Origin of the sequence: Micromonospora sp. WMMD734 (assembly GCF_049178975.1) — a bacterium.
GTDB lineage: Bacteria > Actinomycetota > Actinomycetes > Mycobacteriales > Micromonosporaceae > Micromonospora > Micromonospora wenchangensis.
Map to the genome: position 1 here is coordinate 698,719 of NZ_JBMHMK010000001.1, position 16,889 is coordinate 715,607.

General features: G+C 73.6%; 12 protein-coding genes. 9 read left to right on the plus strand and 3 right to left on the minus strand.

What is annotated here, in order from left to right; translation table 11 throughout:
• Positions 1–37 precede the first annotated feature (37 nt).
• The 4 genes from ACN267_RS03180 (at position 38) to ACN267_RS03195 (ending at position 5,004) form a co-directional block, all read left to right on the plus strand.
• Complete coding sequence (locus ACN267_RS03180) at positions 38–511, plus strand: NfeD family protein (protein WP_204959089.1); 474 nt, start codon at positions 38–40, stop codon at positions 509–511.
• A gap of 4 nt (positions 512–515) precedes the next feature.
• Positions 516–1,622, plus strand: coding sequence for an SPFH domain-containing protein (locus ACN267_RS03185; protein ID WP_281895897.1), 1,107 nt, complete (start codon positions 516–518; stop codon positions 1,620–1,622).
• A 206-nt stretch (positions 1,623–1,828) separates the two neighbouring features.
• Positions 1,829–2,590: a hypothetical protein gene (locus ACN267_RS03190; RefSeq protein ID WP_421487866.1), complete on the plus strand. Its 762-nt coding sequence runs from the start codon at positions 1,829–1,831 to the stop codon at positions 2,588–2,590.
• 182 nt (positions 2,591–2,772) lie between these two features.
• On the plus strand, positions 2,773–5,004 hold the full coding sequence (locus tag ACN267_RS03195) for a transglycosylase domain-containing protein (RefSeq protein WP_421487867.1): 2,232 nt from the start codon (positions 2,773–2,775) through the stop codon (positions 5,002–5,004).
• 166 nt (positions 5,005–5,170) lie between these two features.
• On the opposite strand, the gene ACN267_RS03200 is transcribed toward ACN267_RS03195, so the two are convergent.
• On the minus strand, positions 5,171–5,776 hold the full coding sequence (locus tag ACN267_RS03200; protein ID WP_281895903.1) for a dTMP kinase: 606 nt from the start codon (positions 5,774–5,776) through the stop codon (positions 5,171–5,173).
• A 273-nt stretch (positions 5,777–6,049) separates the two neighbouring features.
• A complete protein-coding gene (locus tag ACN267_RS03205) occupies positions 6,050–7,882 on the minus strand; it encodes a thiamine pyrophosphate-requiring protein (RefSeq protein WP_421487868.1) in 1,833 nt (610 codons plus the stop codon).
• A 179-nt stretch (positions 7,883–8,061) separates the two neighbouring features.
• Here ACN267_RS03205 and ACN267_RS03210 point away from each other — a divergent pair, with 179 nt between their 5' ends.
• The 3 genes from ACN267_RS03210 to ACN267_RS03220 all read left to right on the plus strand — a co-directional run bounded on the left by ACN267_RS03210 (position 8,062) and on the right by ACN267_RS03220 (position 12,214).
• Positions 8,062–8,877 carry a TrmH family RNA methyltransferase gene (locus ACN267_RS03210; RefSeq protein WP_204959083.1) on the plus strand — a complete coding sequence of 272 codons (816 nt, stop codon included), beginning with the start codon at positions 8,062–8,064 and terminating at the stop codon, positions 8,875–8,877.
• A gap of 56 nt (positions 8,878–8,933) precedes the next feature.
• Entirely contained in the window at positions 8,934–10,385 is a 1,452-nt protein-coding gene (gene argG, locus ACN267_RS03215) for an argininosuccinate synthase (protein ID WP_204959082.1), read from the plus strand.
• Positions 10,386–10,537: 152 nt separating this feature from the next.
• On the plus strand, positions 10,538–12,214 hold the full coding sequence (locus ACN267_RS03220) for a PucR family transcriptional regulator (protein ID WP_281895908.1): 1,677 nt from the start codon (positions 10,538–10,540) through the stop codon (positions 12,212–12,214).
• A 348-nt stretch (positions 12,215–12,562) separates the two neighbouring features.
• Here the strand turns inward: ACN267_RS03220 and ACN267_RS03225 are convergent, their stop codons facing one another.
• Entirely contained in the window at positions 12,563–13,912 is a 1,350-nt protein-coding gene (locus tag ACN267_RS03225) for a hypothetical protein (RefSeq protein ID WP_204959080.1), read from the minus strand.
• 87 nt (positions 13,913–13,999) lie between these two features.
• Between ACN267_RS03225 and murD the strand changes: the two genes are divergently transcribed.
• On the plus strand, positions 14,000–15,349 hold the full coding sequence (gene murD, locus ACN267_RS03230; protein WP_204959079.1) for a UDP-N-acetylmuramoyl-L-alanine--D-glutamate ligase: 1,350 nt from the start codon (positions 14,000–14,002) through the stop codon (positions 15,347–15,349).
• A 200-nt stretch (positions 15,350–15,549) separates the two neighbouring features.
• Positions 15,550–16,857, plus strand: coding sequence for an aspartate aminotransferase family protein (locus ACN267_RS03235; protein ID WP_204959078.1), 1,308 nt, complete (start codon positions 15,550–15,552; stop codon positions 16,855–16,857).
• Positions 16,858–16,889 lie beyond the last annotated feature (32 nt).

Consider the following 16,889-nt stretch of genomic DNA (forward strand, 5'->3'; position numbering starts at 1 on the left):
AGTGGGTGGATTCGCGTGGACGTGTCACGATCGGGGGGTGGACGCCGTGGTGTGGATCGTGCTGGGTGTGCTGTTGGCCGTCGCCGAGATCTTCACGACGACGCTGTTTCTGATCATGTTCGCGGTCGGTGCGTTCGCCGCCGCCGGGGCCGCCGCGCTGGGTGCGCCCGTCGCCGTGCAGGCGGTGGTCTTCGCCGTGGTGTCGGCGCTGACGGTGGCGCTCGCCCGGCCGACCATCCGCCGGCACATGCGGCCGTCGCTCGACAGCGGCGAGCAGCCGTTCGGGGTGCAGGCGCTGGAGGGCGCCACCGCCCTGGTGATCGAGCAGGTCGATGCCGAACAGGGCATGGTGAAGATCGACGGCGAGTTGTGGACGGCACGTCCGTACGACGCGACGCAGACCTTCGCCCCCGGTGCGCGGGTGCAGGTGATAAAGGTCCAGGGCGCGACCGCCCTGGTGTGGCAGGACGACATTTCCTCAGCCGGCGAGCTGCCGGAAGCGAAAAGGTGACGGTATGGAATTTGTAGCGGTCCTGTTGGTGGCCGTAGCGTTGATCATAGTGGTGACGCTGGCCAAGGCGGTGCGGATCGTGCCGCAGCAGCGTCAGGACGTGGTGGAGCGGCTCGGCAAGTACAAGAGCACCCTGAACCCGGGCCTGAACCTGCTGGTCCCGTTCGTCGACGCGGTGCGTACCAAGGTCGACATGCGGGAGCAGGTGGTCAGTTTCCCGCCGCAGCCGGTGATCACCTCCGACAACCTGGTGGTGTCGATCGACACCGTCCTCTACTACAAGGTGGTCGACTCGGTCCGGGCGACCTACGAGATCGCCAACTTCATTCAGGCGATCGAGCAGTTGACCGTCACGACGCTGCGTAACGTGATCGGTTCGCTTGACCTGGAGCGGGCGCTGACCAGCCGGGAGGAGATCAACAGGCACCTCTCCGGCGTGCTCGACGAGACCACCGGCCGGTGGGGCATCAAGGTGACCCGGGTGGAGATCAAGGCGATCGAGCCGCCGCCGAGCATCCGCGACTCGATGGAGAAGCAGATGCGCGCCGAGCGGGACCGCCGGGCCGCCATCCTCAACGCCGAGGGGCACAAGCAGTCGCAGATCCTCACCGCCGAGGGTGAGAAGCAGGCCGCGGTGCTGCGCGCCGACGGTGACCGGCAGGCCCGCATCCTGCAGGCCGAGGGTCAGGCGAAGGCGATCCGGACGGTCTTCGACGCGATCCACACCGCCAACCCGAGCCAGAAGGTGCTTGCCTACCAGTACCTCCAGGCGCTGCCGCAGATCGCCAACGGCACGGCCAACAAGGTCTGGATCGTCCCGGCCGAGCTGACCAAGGCACTGGAGGGCATGGGCGGCGCGCTGGGCGGGCTGAGCAAGATGGTCGGCGACGAGCCGGCCCCCGAGGCGAAGCGCACCGCCAGCGAGGTCGAGCGGGAGGCCGCCGAGGCGGCCGAGGCGGCGGCGAGCGCCGCCCAGCAGATCCACGACGAGGTACGCGTCGCCGAGGCGCAGGCCACCGGCGGCAACGTGCCGAAGGGGCTGCCGGCACCCGAGCCGGTCTCCCCGGCCAGCCTGGTCACCGACCCGGCCGACCAGCGCGAACGGGCCTGACCCCGCCGCCGCTCACCCCGGGCGGCAAATGTGAAAAACGCTCATCCGGCGCCCCGGCGCCTGCCACGATCGGTCCTGAGGGACGGGTGGTGGTCAGGCCCGGGGCGTCGACGCGTTCCGTGCCACCCGTCACCGCAGACGGGTCGGCCGGGTGGCCCGCCCGTGCAGGCAGCCGGCGAAGCCCGGCGGAGCGGACGAGGTGAGGCATGAAGGACCCGGCGCAGCGGCTGTTCTCCCGTACCCCCGTTCCCGGCGCGCACGACCCGGCGGGACCGCTGGGCACCCGGCGCACCGGCGGCGGCTTCGGGGTGCTGCCCTTCGTCGGCGACCCCGGGCCGGCCGCGCCGGCCACCGACGCCAGTTGGGCCTGGTCGCTGCGCCGGCTGGCCCGCGCCGCAGTCTGGCTGCTGCCCGCCTACGCGGTGCTGACCGGCACGGTGGCGACGGCCGGCGACGGCGGGGTCGGCAACGCCCCCTACCCGGCCGACGGCCAGCCGCTCTACCTGCTCGGCTGGGTGGCGGCGATCTGGCTGGGCCTGCTCGCCCTGCTCGCGCTCACCGGCCTGCTCGCGGCCACCCGCAGCCGGCGGGGCGCGGTGGCCGGGCTGCTGAGCAGCATCGGCGGTACGGTGCTGATGCTGCCCTTCGCCGGCCTCGCCGCGCAGACTCCCGTCTTCGGCACCACCGCCCGGACGCTGGTGCTGCTCGGTGCCACCTGCTACACCGCCGGCTGGCTGCTCACCGGCTGGGCGGTGGCCCGGTCCGGGGCGTTCGCGATCGGTGACGGGGTGATGTTGATGATCGCCGCCCCGCTGCTCGGCCTCGGTGGCGCGCTGTTCGGCCCGGTGCAGACCTTCGGGGCGATCTTCGTGCTGGTCGCCGGGATCGGCATCGGCTACCGCTCCGGCCGCCTCGTCCCGGCCACCATCGCCCGCGACGCCGCCACCGCCAGCGTCACCACCCCCTGACCCTCCCTCCCCGCTCCCGCCCGGCCCCGCCCGGCCCGCCCCGGTGATCAAGAGGTTCGGGTCAGGAATCCGGACGGGACGCACCCAAACCTCTTGATCACCGAGCCGGGGGGAGAGACGGGATGGACCGGACGGACCGGGACGGCAGGGCCGCGGGACGGGGAAGTCGCTGGCAGGTCACGGTGAGTTACCTGACAATCGGCTGCCGGAGTGGGCCGCTGGCCCGTGCGGTGGCAATGCTTACCCGCATGTCCTCACCCCGGACGCCGCTGACGCGGCTGCTCACCGTGCTGCTCGCCGGCCTGCTGGCCGGCCTGGTCCTCGCGGTCGCCGCGCTGCCGGGCAACCTGCTCGCGGGGCTCGCGACCAGGGCGGTGCTCGGGGCGTTCGACGACCTGCCGGCGGCGCTGCGCACCCCGGCCACCCCGCAGCGTTCCTACCTCTACGCCAACGACGGTAAGACGCTGCTCACCACGTTCTACGACGTCAACCGCACCGACGTGCCGCTGGCCGAGATCGCCCCGACGCTGCGGCAGGCGATCGTCGCCGCCGAGGACCGCCGCTTCTACTCCCACGGTGGGGCCGACCTGCGCGGGATGGCCCGCGCCCTGGTCGCCAACGTCACCGGCGGCGGAACCGCCCAGGGTGGCTCCACGCTGACCATGCAGTACGTGCGCAACGTGCTCAAGAGCGACCCCAGCCGGACCGCCGAGGAGCGGCAGGCGGCCACCGACCAGACCGTCGGGCGCAAACTCCAGGAGATCCGGTACGCCACCGAGCTGGAGAAGACCCTCAGCAAGGACGAGATCCTCAACCGCTACCTCAACATCGCCTACTTCGGCTCCGGGGCGTACGGGGTCGCCGCCGCCAGCCAGCGCTACTTCGGCAAGTCGCCGGCCGACCTGACGCTCGCCGAGTCGGCGCTGCTCGCCGGCCTGGTCCAGTCGCCCGACGCGTACAGCCCGATCGACGGGGACCGGGAGGCGGCCCTGGAACGACGCGGGTACGTGCTCGACTCGATGGTCGCCACCGGCGCGATCACCGCCGCCCAGGCCGACGAGGCCCGCGCCGAGAAGCTCACCCTGCACCCCACCGCCCAGCCCAACGGCTGCACCGCCGCGGTGACCGCCGACGCCGGGTTCTTCTGCGACTACCTGCGCCGCTGGTGGCTGGAGCAGCCCGCCTTCGGCGCGACCGAACAGGAGCGGGAGCAGGCGCTGCGCCGGGGCGGCTACACCGTGGTCACCTCCCTCGACCCGGACGTCCAGGCCACCGCCGCCGCCGAGGCCCGCAAGGTCTACCCCGCCGACGACGCCCGTGCCCTGCCGATCGCCGCCGTCGAACCCGGCACCGGCCGGGTGCTCGCCCTGGCCGTGAACCGGGAGTACGGGGTGGGCGACGGGCAGACCGTCAACCCGCTGGTCTCCGGCGGCGGCAGCATCACCGGCTACCAGGCCGGCTCGACGTTCAAGCTGTTCACCATGCTCGCCGCGCTGGAGAACGGTCGCACCCTGTCCACCGGCTTCGACTCGCCGAGCCGGCTGACCACCCGGTTCCCCGCCGAGGGCGAGGCCTCCTGCGGCGGCAGGTGGTGCCCGGCGAACGCCAACCCGGCGCGGATGGACGGCTACCGGATGATGTGGGACGGCTTCGGCCGCTCGGTGAACACCTACTTCGTCTGGCTGGAGGAGCAGGTCGGCCCGGCCAAGGTGGTGGAGATGGCGCAGCGCCTCGGGATCACCTTCCGGGCCGGGACCGACGCCGACCTCGCCGCACACGACGCCGACAACTGGGGGGCGTTCACCCTCGGGGTGTCCGCGACCACCCCGCTCGACCTGGCCAACGCCTATGCGACGGTGGCCGCCGAGGGGACGTACTGCGCGCCGACGCCCGTGGTGTCGGTGACCGGCCCGGACGGCTCGACCGTTCCCGTCGGCACGCCGTCCTGCAGGCAGGTGCTGACGCCGGACGTGGCGCGGGCGGCCACCGATGCGGCCCGCTGCCCGGTCGGCCAGCAGTCGGCGTACGGGCAGTGCAACGGCAGCACCGCCGGTGGGGTGGACCGGATCGTGGGCCGCCCGGTGGCCGGCAAGACCGGCAGTTCGGAGAAGAACGCCACCGAGACGTTCGTCGGGTTCACCCCGCAGGTGGCGGTCGCCGGTATCGCCGCCAACCCCGACGACCCGAGCGACGCGGTCGGCGCGGCGGTGCAGGGTGAGGTGATCACCGCGGTCGCCCGGACCATCCGCACCGCGGTCGACGGCCTGCCGGTGCGGGACTTCACCGCACCCAGCCGGGAACTCGCCGGCAACCCGCAGCGCCCCACGCCCCGCCCGTCGCCCCGGACCCCGGAGCCGGAGGACCAGAACTTCCCGTCCGACCTGCTCCGCTGGCTCCAGAACCGCCGGGGCTGACCGGCTGTCGCCCGGCCCCGGCCGGGCTGCGATTGACGCGACATCGCCGCAACAGCGGTGTCCGTCCCGCTGGATACCGCTGTTGCGCTCCACCGCCGGCCGGGCGTGCCTCCCGGCCGGGCCCGCCTCCCGCCCCGGGCGGGCCTACCCGTCGGGCGGGCCTGGCCTACCTTCGGGTGATGGCGGTGGCGACCGCCCGGTCCAGGGCGGCGGCCACCGTCGCCGGGTCGGCATCGCCGTCGATCACGGTGAAGTCGGCGAACCCGGCCAGCGCACGGTAGCCGGCGTCCAGCGCGGTCAGGTGCGCCAACTCCTCGGTGTCGATGCCCCGGGCCAGCACCCGCCGCCGGGCCAACTCCGGGGTGACCGCCAGGAAGCAGACCAGGTCGGGTTCCGGGAAGACGGCGTACGCGGCGCGGACCAGGCGGACGCCCCGGTCACCCCGGGCCCGCATGATCACGTACTGGCACCAGGTCCAGCGGTCCATCACCCCGACCCGCCCGGTCAGCCGGGTGACCGCCACCGCGCGGGCCAGCGCCAGCCAGCGCACCGTCGCCTCCAGCAGCGGATAGCAGCGCCGGCCGAACAGGTGCACGCCGTCGCGGCGGCCCACCGCCTGTGCCAGCCGGTTCCACAGCGGCCGGCCGCCGGCGTTCTCCAGGTAGACCGCCGGCACGCCCGCCGAGTTCAGTCGCCGGGCCAGGGCGGTGGCCTGGGTGGACTTGCCGGAGCCGTCCACGCCCACCAGCGCCACCATCGTCGATCGTCGCACCCCGGGCACACTAGCCACCCCGGACAACGGACCCCTGTCGCCTGCCCCCACCCGGGCAACCGGCTCGGTCCCGCCGTGGCCGGGTCCCACGCGTGACTCGGCCCTGCCCGGGCAACCGGCTCGTCCGTCGCCCCGATCCCGACTCGGCACTCCATGATCGACTCAGTGTCGCCGCAACAGGGGTGTCCCTGCCGCTTGATACCGCTGTTCGGGCGACATTGCGAGCAGCATCCGGCCTGCGGGCCCCGGCCTGCGGGTCGGACCGGGTGGGTGTCAGCGGCGGCGGGGGCGGTAGGTGGCCAGGGTGGCCGGGATGCCCCGGCGGACGATGCCGGCCCGGTCGGTGTCGCCGCGCAGCAGGGCCGCCGCCGTCTTGCGGGCCTGGTCGAGGGTGAAGTGCGGGGGCAGCATCAGCTCCGCCGGGTCGACCACCGCGTTCACCACCACCGGACGGTCGGCGGTCAGTGCCCGCCGCCACAGGCCGTCGACCTGGTCGGGGGAGTCGACCAGCACACCGTCCAGGCCCAGCACCTCGGCCCACCTGTGGTACGCCACGTCGGGCAGGTCCTGACTGGCCGGATAGCGCGGGGTGCCCTCGGTGGACCGTTGTTCCCAACTGACGAACGCCAGATCCCGGTTGTTGAGCACCAGCACCACGAAACGCGGGTCGGCCCACTGCCGCCAGTTCTTCGCCACGGTGATCAACTCGTTGACCCCGTTCATCTGCATCGCCCCGTCGCCGATCAGCGCCACCACCGGCCGGTCCGGGTGGGCGAACTTCGCCGCCAGCGCGTACGGCATGGCCCCGCCCATCGACAGCAGGGTGCCGGAGAGGCTGGCCAGCATGCCGGGGCGGACCTGGAGGTGGCGGGCGTACCAGGCGGTGGCGGTGCCGCAGTCCACCGCGATCATCGCGTCGTCGGGCAGCGCATCGTTGAGGGTGTGGAAGAGCAACTGCGGGTTCACCGGGTGCGCCGGCTGCCCGGCCAGTTCCGCCTGGGCCTGCCGCCACCCCGAGGTGGCGTCCGCGACCGTCGCCCGCCAGGCGGTCGGCGTCGGCCCGTCACCCAGCTCCCGCAGCAGCGCCCGCAGGGTGGGGCCGGCGTCGCCGGTCAGGTTGACCTCCGTCGGGTAGCGCAGCCCCATCCGGGTGCCGTCCAGGTCGATCTGCACCGCACGGGCCTGCCCCTGCGGCGGATAGAACTCCGAGTACGGCATGTTGCTGCCGACGATCAGCAGCCGGTCGCACTCCTGCATGAGCTGCCAGCTCGGCCGGGTGCCGAGCAGCCCGATCGCCCCGGTCACCCACGGCTCACGGTGGTCGACGGCGGTGAAGCCGAGCAGCGCGGTGGCCACCCCGGCACCCAGCCGGTCGGCGATCAGCCGTACCTCCGCCTCGGCGCCCAGCGCCCCCTGCCCGACCAGCATCGCCACCTTCTCGCCGCCGCGCAGCACCTCGGCGGCGCGGCGCAGGTCCGCCTCCGGGGGCACGGTCGGCATGCTGCTGGGGGCCGCGCTGGTGTGGTAGTAGCCGTGCGCGTGCGGCGGGTCCGGGACCGCCGGCTCGTCCTGCACGTCCAACGGGAGCACCAGCGCGGTCACCGTCCGGCGGGACAGCGCGGTCCGGCAGGCCCGGTCCACCAGGTGCCGCACCTGGGACGGATCGTCGAGCTGGGCCAGGAAGTCCGAGGCCACGTCCTTGTAGAGGGCGAGCAGATCGACCTCCTGGTAGTAGCCGCCGCCCTCGGCGGTGAGGGCGGTGTTGCCGACCAGGGCCACCACCGGCTGGTGGTCGAGCTTGGCGTCGTAGAGGCCGTTGAGCAGGTGGATCGCGCCGGGGCCGCTGGTCGCCAGGGCGCAGCCGAGCGGGCCGCCGCCGTACTTGACGTGGGCGCTCGCGGCGAAGCCGGCGGTCTCCTCGTGGCGTACCTGGACGAACTCCACCCGGTCGCCGGCCCGTTGCAGGGCGGAGGTCATCCCGTTGATGCCGTCGCCCGGGTAGCCGAAGTAGCGGTGCACCCCCCACTCGGCGAGGCGGGCCACGATGTGGTCGGCGACCGTGGCGTTCTTCGGCAACCGGCCGTCGGTGGTGCCCGCTGCGCTCATCGTGGTGGTCCCTCCGGTCGTGTCCGCTTCCCGCCCCCTTCCCGCGTCAGGCCCTGGGAAACCCGGTCGCCCCGGGAGAACCCGACCGGGTCCCGGAGCCCGACCGACCGGTTCGGGCCGGCGCGCACCGTGGGGACCGCCCTGCGGGCGCGCACCGTGGGGACGGGCAGAATCGGGCGGTGCCCGTACACGAGATCACCGACCCCGACGACGTCCGGATCGCCGACTACCGGGCGTTGACCGACGTCGAGCTGCGTACCCGCTGGGAGCCCCCGCACGGGTTGTTCATCGCCGAGGGGGAACTGGTGCTGCGCCGGGCGTTGCGGGCCGGCTACCCGGCCCGGTCGTACCTGGTCGACGCGAAGCGGGTCGACCAGCTCGCCGACCTGGACACCGGGGACGCCCCGGTCTACGCGGCCACCCCCGACGTGCTGGAGAAGGCGACCGGCTTCCACGTGCACCGGGGGGTGCTCGCCTCGTTCCACCGCAAGCCCCTGCCCGCCGCCGCCGAGGTGCTGGCCGCCGCCCGCCGGGTGGTGATCCTGGAGGACATCAACAACCACACCAACCTCGGGGCGATCTTCCGGGGGGCCGCCGCGCTCGGCATCGACGCGGTGCTGCTCTCGCCGTCCTGCGCCGATCCGCTCTACCGACGCAGCGTGCGGGTCAGCATGGGGGAGGTGTTCGCGGTGCCGTACGCGAAGCTGGAGCGCTGGCCGGTCGGCCTGGACGAGGTACGCGCGGCGGGGTTCACCGTGCTCGCGATGACGCCGGCGGCGGACGCCGTACCCATGCAGCGGTTGACCCCGGCGCAGCGGGCGCGGGCGGCGTTGCTGCTGGGGGCGGAGGGCCCCGGCCTGACCGGGGCGGCGCAGGCGGCCAGCGACGTGCGGGTGGTGATCCCGATGCGGCGTGGCGTGGACTCGTTGAACGTGGCCGCCGCGGCGGCGGTGGCGTTCTGGGAGCTGGGCCGGGACGACCCGGTCGACGGGTAGTCACCACGACCCCCGGCTATTTGCATGAGAATGCGGGCAGGTGCATAATCTTCCCTGTGTCCAAGGTTCTCACCTCCCTGCCCATCGGCGAACGTGTCGGCATCGCTTTCTCCGGCGGCCTCGACACCTCGGTCGCGGTCGCGTGGATGCGCGACAAGGGCGCCGTCCCGTGCGCCTACACCGCCGACATCGGCCAGTACGACGAGCCCGACATCGACTCGGTGCCCGGACGTGCGCTCAGCTACGGCGCCGAGGTCGCCCGCCTGGTCGACTGCCGCGCCGCCTTGGTCGAGGAGGGGCTGGCCGCGCTGACCTGCGGCGCCTTCCACATCCGCTCCGGTGGCCGGGCCTACTTCAACACCACCCCGCTGGGTCGGGCGGTGACCGGGACCCTGCTGGTCCGGGCGATGATCTCCGACGACGTGCAGATCTGGGGCGACGGCTCGACCTTCAAGGGCAACGACATCGAGCGGTTCTACCGCTACGGCCTGCTGGCCAACCCGCAGCTGCGGATCTACAAGCCGTGGCTGGACACCGACTTCGTCACCGAACTCGGCGGGCGCAAGGAGATGTCGGAGTGGCTGCTGGAACGCGGCCTGCCCTACCGGGACAGCACCGAGAAGGCGTACTCCACCGACGCCAACATCTGGGGCGCCACCCACGAGGCGAAGACCCTGGAACACCTCGACACCGGCATCGAGACGGTCAGCCCGATCATGGGGGTCCGGTTCTGGGACCCGTCCGTGGAGATCCCCACCGAGGACGTCACCATCGGCTTCGACCAGGGCCGCCCGGTGACGATCAACGGCAAGGAGTTCGGCAGCCCCGTCGACCTGGTGCTGGAGGCCAACGCCATCGGCGGCCGGCACGGCCTGGGCATGTCCGACCAGATCGAGAACCGGATCATCGAGGCCAAGAGCCGGGGCATCTACGAGGCCCCCGGCATGGCACTGCTGCACGCCGCGTACGAGCGGCTGGTCAACGCCATCCACAACGAGGACACCCTGGCCAACTACCACCACGAGGGCCGTCGCCTCGGCCGGCTCATGTACGAGGGCCGCTGGCTCGACCCGCAGGCGCTGATGCTGCGCGAGTCGTTGCAGCGCTGGGTGGGCACCGCTGTCACCGGCGAGGTGACCCTGCGGCTGCGCCGGGGCGAGGACTACTCGATCCTGGACACCACCGGCCCGGCGTTCAGCTACCACCCGGACAAGCTGTCCATGGAGCGCACCGAGGACTCGGCGTTCGGCCCGTCCGACCGGATCGGCCAGCTCACCATGCGTAACCTCGACATCGCCGACTCCCGGGCCAAGCTGGAGCAGTACGCCACCCTCGGCCTGGTCGGCGGCGGAACCCCCCAGCGGGCGATCGGCGCGGCCCAGGCCGCCTCGACCGGGCTGATCGGGGCGATGCCGCAGGGCGGCGCGGAGGCCATCGCCTCCCGGGGCGTCGCCACCGCCGACGACGAGGCCCTCGACCGGGCCGCGATGGAGTTCGGCGTCGACTGACCGTCGCATCGCCGGCCGGGACCGGTCCCCGCCCCCGGCCGGCGGAGCCGCCCTCACCGTCCCGGCCGGCGGAGCCGCCCTCGTGGTCGGTCGGGGGCGGTGACGGACGGTGGATGGCGGGGCCCGGGGTCACCGGGGGTAGGTTGTCGCCCGTGTTCCCTACCGTCCGTGAGGTGCTCGCGCTGGACCCGGTCCGCCGCGGCGCGCCCCGGCTGGTAGCCGGGGAGACCGGCCTGGACCGGCCGGTGCGCTGGGTGCACGTGACGGAGGTGCCGGACATCGCCACCCTGCTCGGCGGCGGTGAACTCGTGCTCACCACCGGCATCGGGCTGCCCGCCGACGACGTCGGACTACGCGCCTTCATCGGCGACCTGGTCGCGGTGGGCGTCTCCGGGCTCGTGGTCGAACTGGGCCGCCGCTACCCGACCGAGGTGCCCCGGGTGATGGCCGTGGCCGCCGCCCGGCGCGGGCTGCCCCTGGTCGAGTTGCGCCGGCCCACCCCGTTCGTGCGGATCACCGAGGCGGTGCACGCCCTGATCGTCGACGCCCAACTGCACGAACTGCGGGCCGCCGAGGAGATCCACCAACGCTTCACCGAACTGTCCGTCGAGGGCGCCGGGACCGCCGAGGTGGTCCGGCAGGCCGCCGCGCTGGCCGGCTGCCCGGTGGTGCTGGAGAACCTGTCCCGGCAGGTGCTCGCCTACGACCCGGCGGGGGAGAACGCCGAGCTGCTGCTGGACGGCTGGGAGCAGCACTCCCGACGGCTGCGTCCCGCCGGACGCACGGCGTACGACAGTGACAGCGGCTGGCTGGTCACGACCGTCGGCGCGCGCGGACAGGACTGGGGTCGGCTGCTGCTGCGCTGGCCGGCGCGGGCGGGCCTCGGCGACGGCCGGCCCGTCGGTGCGCCGCCCACCCGGCTGACCATCCTGGTGGAGCGGGCCGCCTCCACCCTGGCGCTGGGCCGGCTGATCCGCCGCGACGCCGAAGGGCTGGAACGGCAACTGCACCACACGCTGCTCACCGCCCTGCTCGACCACTCCCGGCCGGTGGACGAGATCGCCTTGCGGGCGCGGGCGTTGGGGGTGCCCCTGGAGCGTCGGCACCTGATCGGCGTCATGGTCCGGCTCCGCCGCGACACCCCGGCCGAATCCGGCGCACCGGGTGAGGGCGGCCCGGCCGAGGCCGGCCCGGCCCGGCTGCGTGACCTCGCCGAAGCGGTCGGCCAGGCGCTACGGGAGGCGAAACTGACCGGGCTGACCAGCCCCGTCGACGACCAGGCGGTGGGGGTCCTGCTCGCCCTGCCGGAGGCCGCCGCCGAGGACCGCGCGCTGGCCGCGTTCGCCGCCGCGCTGCGCCGCCGCCACCCCGACCAGCCGGCGCGCGTGCTCGTCGCCGCCGGTTCCGGGGTGGCGAGCCTACGGGAGGTACGCCGCTCGCTGGTCGAGGCGCGCCAGGTCGCCGAGGCCGCCCGCCGGGACAGCCGTGACCTGCCGGTCTTCCGGCTGCCGCACGTCGGACTGGCCGGCCTGCTGCACCTGCTACGCGACGAGCCCCGGTTGCAGACCTTCGTCGAACGGGAACTGGGCGCGCTGTTGGCCCACGACGCCCAACACCCCCGGGAACAACTGCTCGGCACCCTGCGTGCCTACCTGGAGCAGGGCCGCAACAAGTCGGCGGGCGCGGTCGCCGCACACCTGTCCCGACCGGCCTTCTACGAACGGCTGGCCCGGATCGGCCGGATCCTCGGCGTCGATCTCGACTCGGTCGAAGCCTGCCTCTCCCTGCACGTCGCCCTGCTGGCCCTCGACGCCATCCGCACCCCCTGACGCGCCTCCCCCCGCTCCCACCCTTCCGCCCCGCCACCCTTCCGCCCCGTGCCCGCCCGTGCCCGCCCGGCAGGTCTCCGATGATCAAGAGAAATACGTCAGATTCCGTCGGCGGGGTGACGCGAACCTCTTGATCACCGCCCGCGCGGCCTGCCCGTCGACCGCGATCAAGAGGTTTGCGTCAGATTTCGCTGGCCGGGTGACGCATTCCTCTTGATCACCGACCGTCCGGCCGGCAGGTTCGCCGTGATCAAGAGGAATGCGTCGGAATTCGCCGCCCCGGTGACGCGAACCTCTTGATCACCGGGGCGATGAGGGCCGGGTGGGGAAAGGGCGCGGGGGAGCGGGTCAGGTCAGGGTGTCCAGGGTTTTGGCGTAGGCGGCGGGGACGTGGTGGGGGCCGGCCGGGGTGAAGACGTCGGAGGTGGCCGCCGTCGACCAGGCGGCGGCGGGCACCGCGTCGACCAGGGCGCGGACCACCGGGGCGTCACGCCACTGGTCCTGGGCGGCGAGCAGGCTCAACGCCACCACCGACTCCTCCACCTCGCCGACGCACTCGAACGGCTTGTGCCCGTCCACGCCGAGCAGTTCCCGGTAGCCGGGGATCTGCGTCCCGTCGGCCAGCAGGTCGCCGCCGAAGATGCCGACCACCCGTTCCCGGGGCATGAACGGGGCCATGGCCAGGAAGACGAACCGGCACTTCGGGCAGTCGCGGCACCAGCGGGCGCTGGCGTCGCGCAGCTTGAACGCGGCGTTGCAGCTGGTCACCACCGCGTCGTAGCGGTCGATGGTGGCGAACAGCCGGGCGATGTGCAGCTCCGACAGCGGGCGCAGCAGCGAGAAGTACGGCTCGGTGAGCCCCGCGTGCCCGGCCAGCGCCGCCCGCAGCAGCCCCTCGGCCTCGACCCCCTTGGACCACTGGTGGTTGATCTCGTGACCGTTCCAGATCAGGTTCGGGTCGGACGCGGACCGCTCGTTGGACATCACCACCGGCCCGAGCCCGTGCAGCACGGCGGTGGCGACCGCGATCAGCGAGTTGATCGCGGTGACCGGGATGTGCCCGTTGCGCGCCCCGGCGGCGTTCAGGTCGAACAGCACCGGGTCGAGCCGCCGCCGGGCGGCCAGCGCGGGCAACCCGGACGCCTCGTTCACCGCGACGATCACGTGGTTGGGGTTGACCGAGAACGGCACCGGGTCGAAGCCGCCCCGGCGCAGCGCCTCCAGGCTGACGATGGAGTCCTTGCCCCCGCCGACGGCCGACAGCGGACGCCGGTCGGAGTCGTCGTACACCCGGGGTGGCGGGACCTCGCCGGCCGGCACCTCGGGGCGCAGCTCCAGCACGTGCGGGAGCCGGTTGCGGTAGGCGTACTCGGCGAGGCCCTTGGTGTAGACGGCGGTGACCAGCGCGGTGGCCGCCGCGCCCAGCGGCGTCGGCAGCACCAGGCGCGGCGGGGCGGCGGCCTTGTAGTAGCTGACCCCGGCCACCACGTGCAGCAGCTCCAGGACCCGGCCCAGGGTGGCCAGCGTCTGCGCCGACGGCGGCGTGGCCGGCACCGGCAGCGTGATCGTCTCGGTGAACCGCTGCTCGCCGTCGGGGCCGGTCAGGGCGTAGTCGAACGACGCCGCGCCGGTGGCGGGGTCGAACGCGTACGACGGGAAGGTGAAGGCGTCCATCCGCCGGAGCTGCTCGTTGGGCACACGCCATACTAGGCCCTGGTCCGTCCGGCCGGGTCCGCTGCGCCGGACCGGGCCGCCGCACCGCCGTCGACACCTCAGGGAGAGTTCGTGCGCCTGTCCGATCTGCGCGGCCGTACCGTCGCCGTCTGGGGGGCCGGCCGGGAGGGCCGCGCCGCCGTGACCGCCATCGCCGCGCACGGCCCGGCCGACCTGGTCGCCGTCGACGACAGCGCCAACTTCCTCACGGTGGCCTGGGAGGGTCCGCTCGCCGAGGCCGCGCCGCTGGTCACCGGCGAGCAGGGGTACGCCCGGCTGGCCGCAGCCGAGGTCGTCGTCCGCTCCCCGGGGGTGCCCAACACCCACCCGTGGCTGGTCGAGTTGCGGGCGAACGGGGCGACCGTCACCCAGGGCACCGCGCTGTGGATGGCCGACCATGCCGACCGGACGATCGGGGTCACCGGCAGCAAGGGCAAGTCGACCACGTCCAGCCTGATCAGCCACCTGCTCGCCGCGGTGGACCGGCCCAACGTGCTGGGCGGCAACATCGGCGTGCCCACCCTCGACCTGCCCGAGGCCGGGCAGTACGTGCTGGAGCTGTCCAGCTACCAGTGCAGCGACCTGACCGACTCGCCCCGGGTGGCGGTGGTCACCTCGCTGTTCCCGGAACACCTGGACGCGCACGGCGGTGAGGCCGAGTACTACCGCGACAAGCTGAACCTGATCGCGTACGGCCCCCGCACGGTGGTGGTCAACGGCAACGACCCCCGCCTCGCCCTGGAGCTGGGCGACCGGACGGCGATCCGGGCCGGCCTGCCCGACAGCGTGCACGTCGCCACCGGCCCGGACGGCACCGACTGGTTCCACCTCGGCGACCGGCCGCTGTTCGCCCGGGGGGTGCTGCCGCTGGTCGGCCGGCACAACGCGGGCAACCTCTGCGTGGCGCTCGCCGTGCTCGACGCGTTGGGCGTGGACGTGGTCGCCGACAAGGACACTCTGGCGGTGGCGGTCGCCGGGTTCCACGGGCTGGCCCACCGGCTCACCGAGATCGTCGACCCGTCCGGCCTGACCTTCGTCGACGACACCCTCGCCACCAGCCCGTACGCGGCGATGCACGCGATCGACGCGTACGACGGGCGGCCGTTGACGGTGATCGTCGGGGGTACCGACCGGGGGTTGGACTACACGCCGCTGGCCGAGCACCTGGCCGAGCGGGAGCTGACCGTGATCGGGATTCCGGACAGCGGCCCCCGGATCGTGGCGGCGCTGGCCGGGTTGCCGAAGGTGCGTACCGAGGTGGTGGACGACCTGACGGACGCGGTCCGGTTGTCGCGGGCGGTGACCCCGCCCGACGGGGTGGTGCTGTTGTCCCCGGCGGCGCCCAGCTACGGCCGGTTCCGCAACTTCGAGCACCGGTCCGAGGTGTTCGCCGAGGCGATCCGGGCCACTGCCGCCGGCTGAGCCCGCGCCCGGCCGCCCCGCCCGCGCTGGCCGCCCCGCCCGCGCTGGCCGTGCCGCCCGCCCCGCCCGCGCCAGCCGTGCCGGTCGGGTGACGGCGTGTCAGGCGGGGCGGCGGTCGGGCGACACAGTGGCAGTTGTCGGCGGCGGGCCGGGGTGGCAGCGTGCGGGGCACGCGAACCCCGCCGCGGAAGGGTGTGCCGATGACCGCCGACGACCTGCTGGCCCGACACCGGGCCGTGCTCCCGTCCTGGATGCCGCTCTACTACGCCGAACCGATCGAGCTGGTCGCCGGCTCCGGCCGCCGGGTGACCGACGCCCGGGGCCGCAGCTACCTGGACTTCTTCGGCGGCGTGCTGACCAACATGATCGGCTACGACATCCCGGAGATCCGCGAGGCGGTGCAGCGTCAACTGGACACCGGCCTGGTGCACACCTCCACCCTCTACCTGATCCGGCAGCAGGTGGAGTTGGCCGAGAAGATCGTGCAGGTCGCCGGCATCCCGGACGCGCGGGTCTTCTTCACCAACTCCGGCACCGAGGCGAACGAGGCGGCGCTGCTGGCCGCCACCAGCTACCGCCGCTCGCACCAGATCCTCGCCGTCCGCAACAGCTACCACGGCCGGTCGTACGCGGCGATGGGCGTCACCGGCAACCGGGGCTGGACGGCCAGCGCGCACAGCCCGCTCCAGGTGGCCTGGCTGCACTCCGGGGAGCGGCTGCGCGGGCTGCTCGCCCGGCTGCCCGCCGACGACCGGATCGACGCCGCCGTGGAGGACCTGCGCGAGGTGCTCGCCACCCAGACCAGCGGTGACGTGGCGTGCCTGATCGCCGAGCCGGTGCAGGGGGTCGGCGGTTTCGTCGCCCCGCCCGACGGGTTGTTCGCCGGCTGGCGCAAGGTGCTCGACGAGCACGGCATCCTGCTGATCTCCGACGAGGTGCAGACCGGTTGGGGGCGTACCGGTGCGCACTTCTGGGGCTACCAGGCGCACGGGGTCATCCCGGACCTGCTCACCTTCGCCAAGGGCATCGGCAACGGCTTCGCCCTGGCCGGGGTGGTCGGCCGGGCCGAGATCATGGAGTCGGTGCCGGCGGTCAGTTTCTCCACCTTCGGCGGGAACCCGCTCGCCACCGCCGCCGGCAACGCCGTCCTGGACTACCTGCGGGACCACGACCTGCAGGCCAACGCCGCCCGGGTCGGCGCGATCCTCGTCGACGGGTTGCGGGCCGCCGTCGCCGACCTCGACGGGGTGGCCGAGATCCGGGGCCGGGGGTTGATGCTCGCCGTGGAGTTCGTCCAGCCGGGTGGCATGGAGCCCGATCCGGCGCTGACCGGCCGGGTCGTCGAGGCGTGCCGGGCGGGCGGCCTGCTGGTCGGCAAGGGCGGCCTGCACGGCAACGTGGTGCGGATGGGTCCACCGTTGACCCTCACCGAGGCCGAGGCCCGCGAGGGCCTGGCGATCCTGGTCGAGGCGATCCGTTCGACGGTGGCGGCGGAGGCGGCGCGGTGACCGGGGCGACCCGGTCACCCGGCCCGCAGGCC

Excerpts from the sequence above, each read along its gene's own strand:
- ACN267_RS03190 (WP_421487866.1), top strand. The coding sequence starts at position 1,829 with ATGAAGGACCCGGCGCAGCGGCTGTTCTCCCGTACCCCCGTTCCCGGC.
- ACN267_RS03235 (WP_204959078.1), top strand. The coding sequence starts at position 15,550 with ATGACCGCCGACGACCTGCTGGCCCGACACCGGGCCGTGCTCCCGTCC.
- ACN267_RS03185 (WP_281895897.1), top strand. The coding sequence starts at position 516 with ATGGAATTTGTAGCGGTCCTGTTGGTGGCCGTAGCGTTGATCATAGTG.
- ACN267_RS03205 (WP_421487868.1), bottom strand. The coding sequence starts at position 7,882 with ATGAGCGCAGCGGGCACCACCGACGGCCGGTTGCCGAAGAACGCCACG.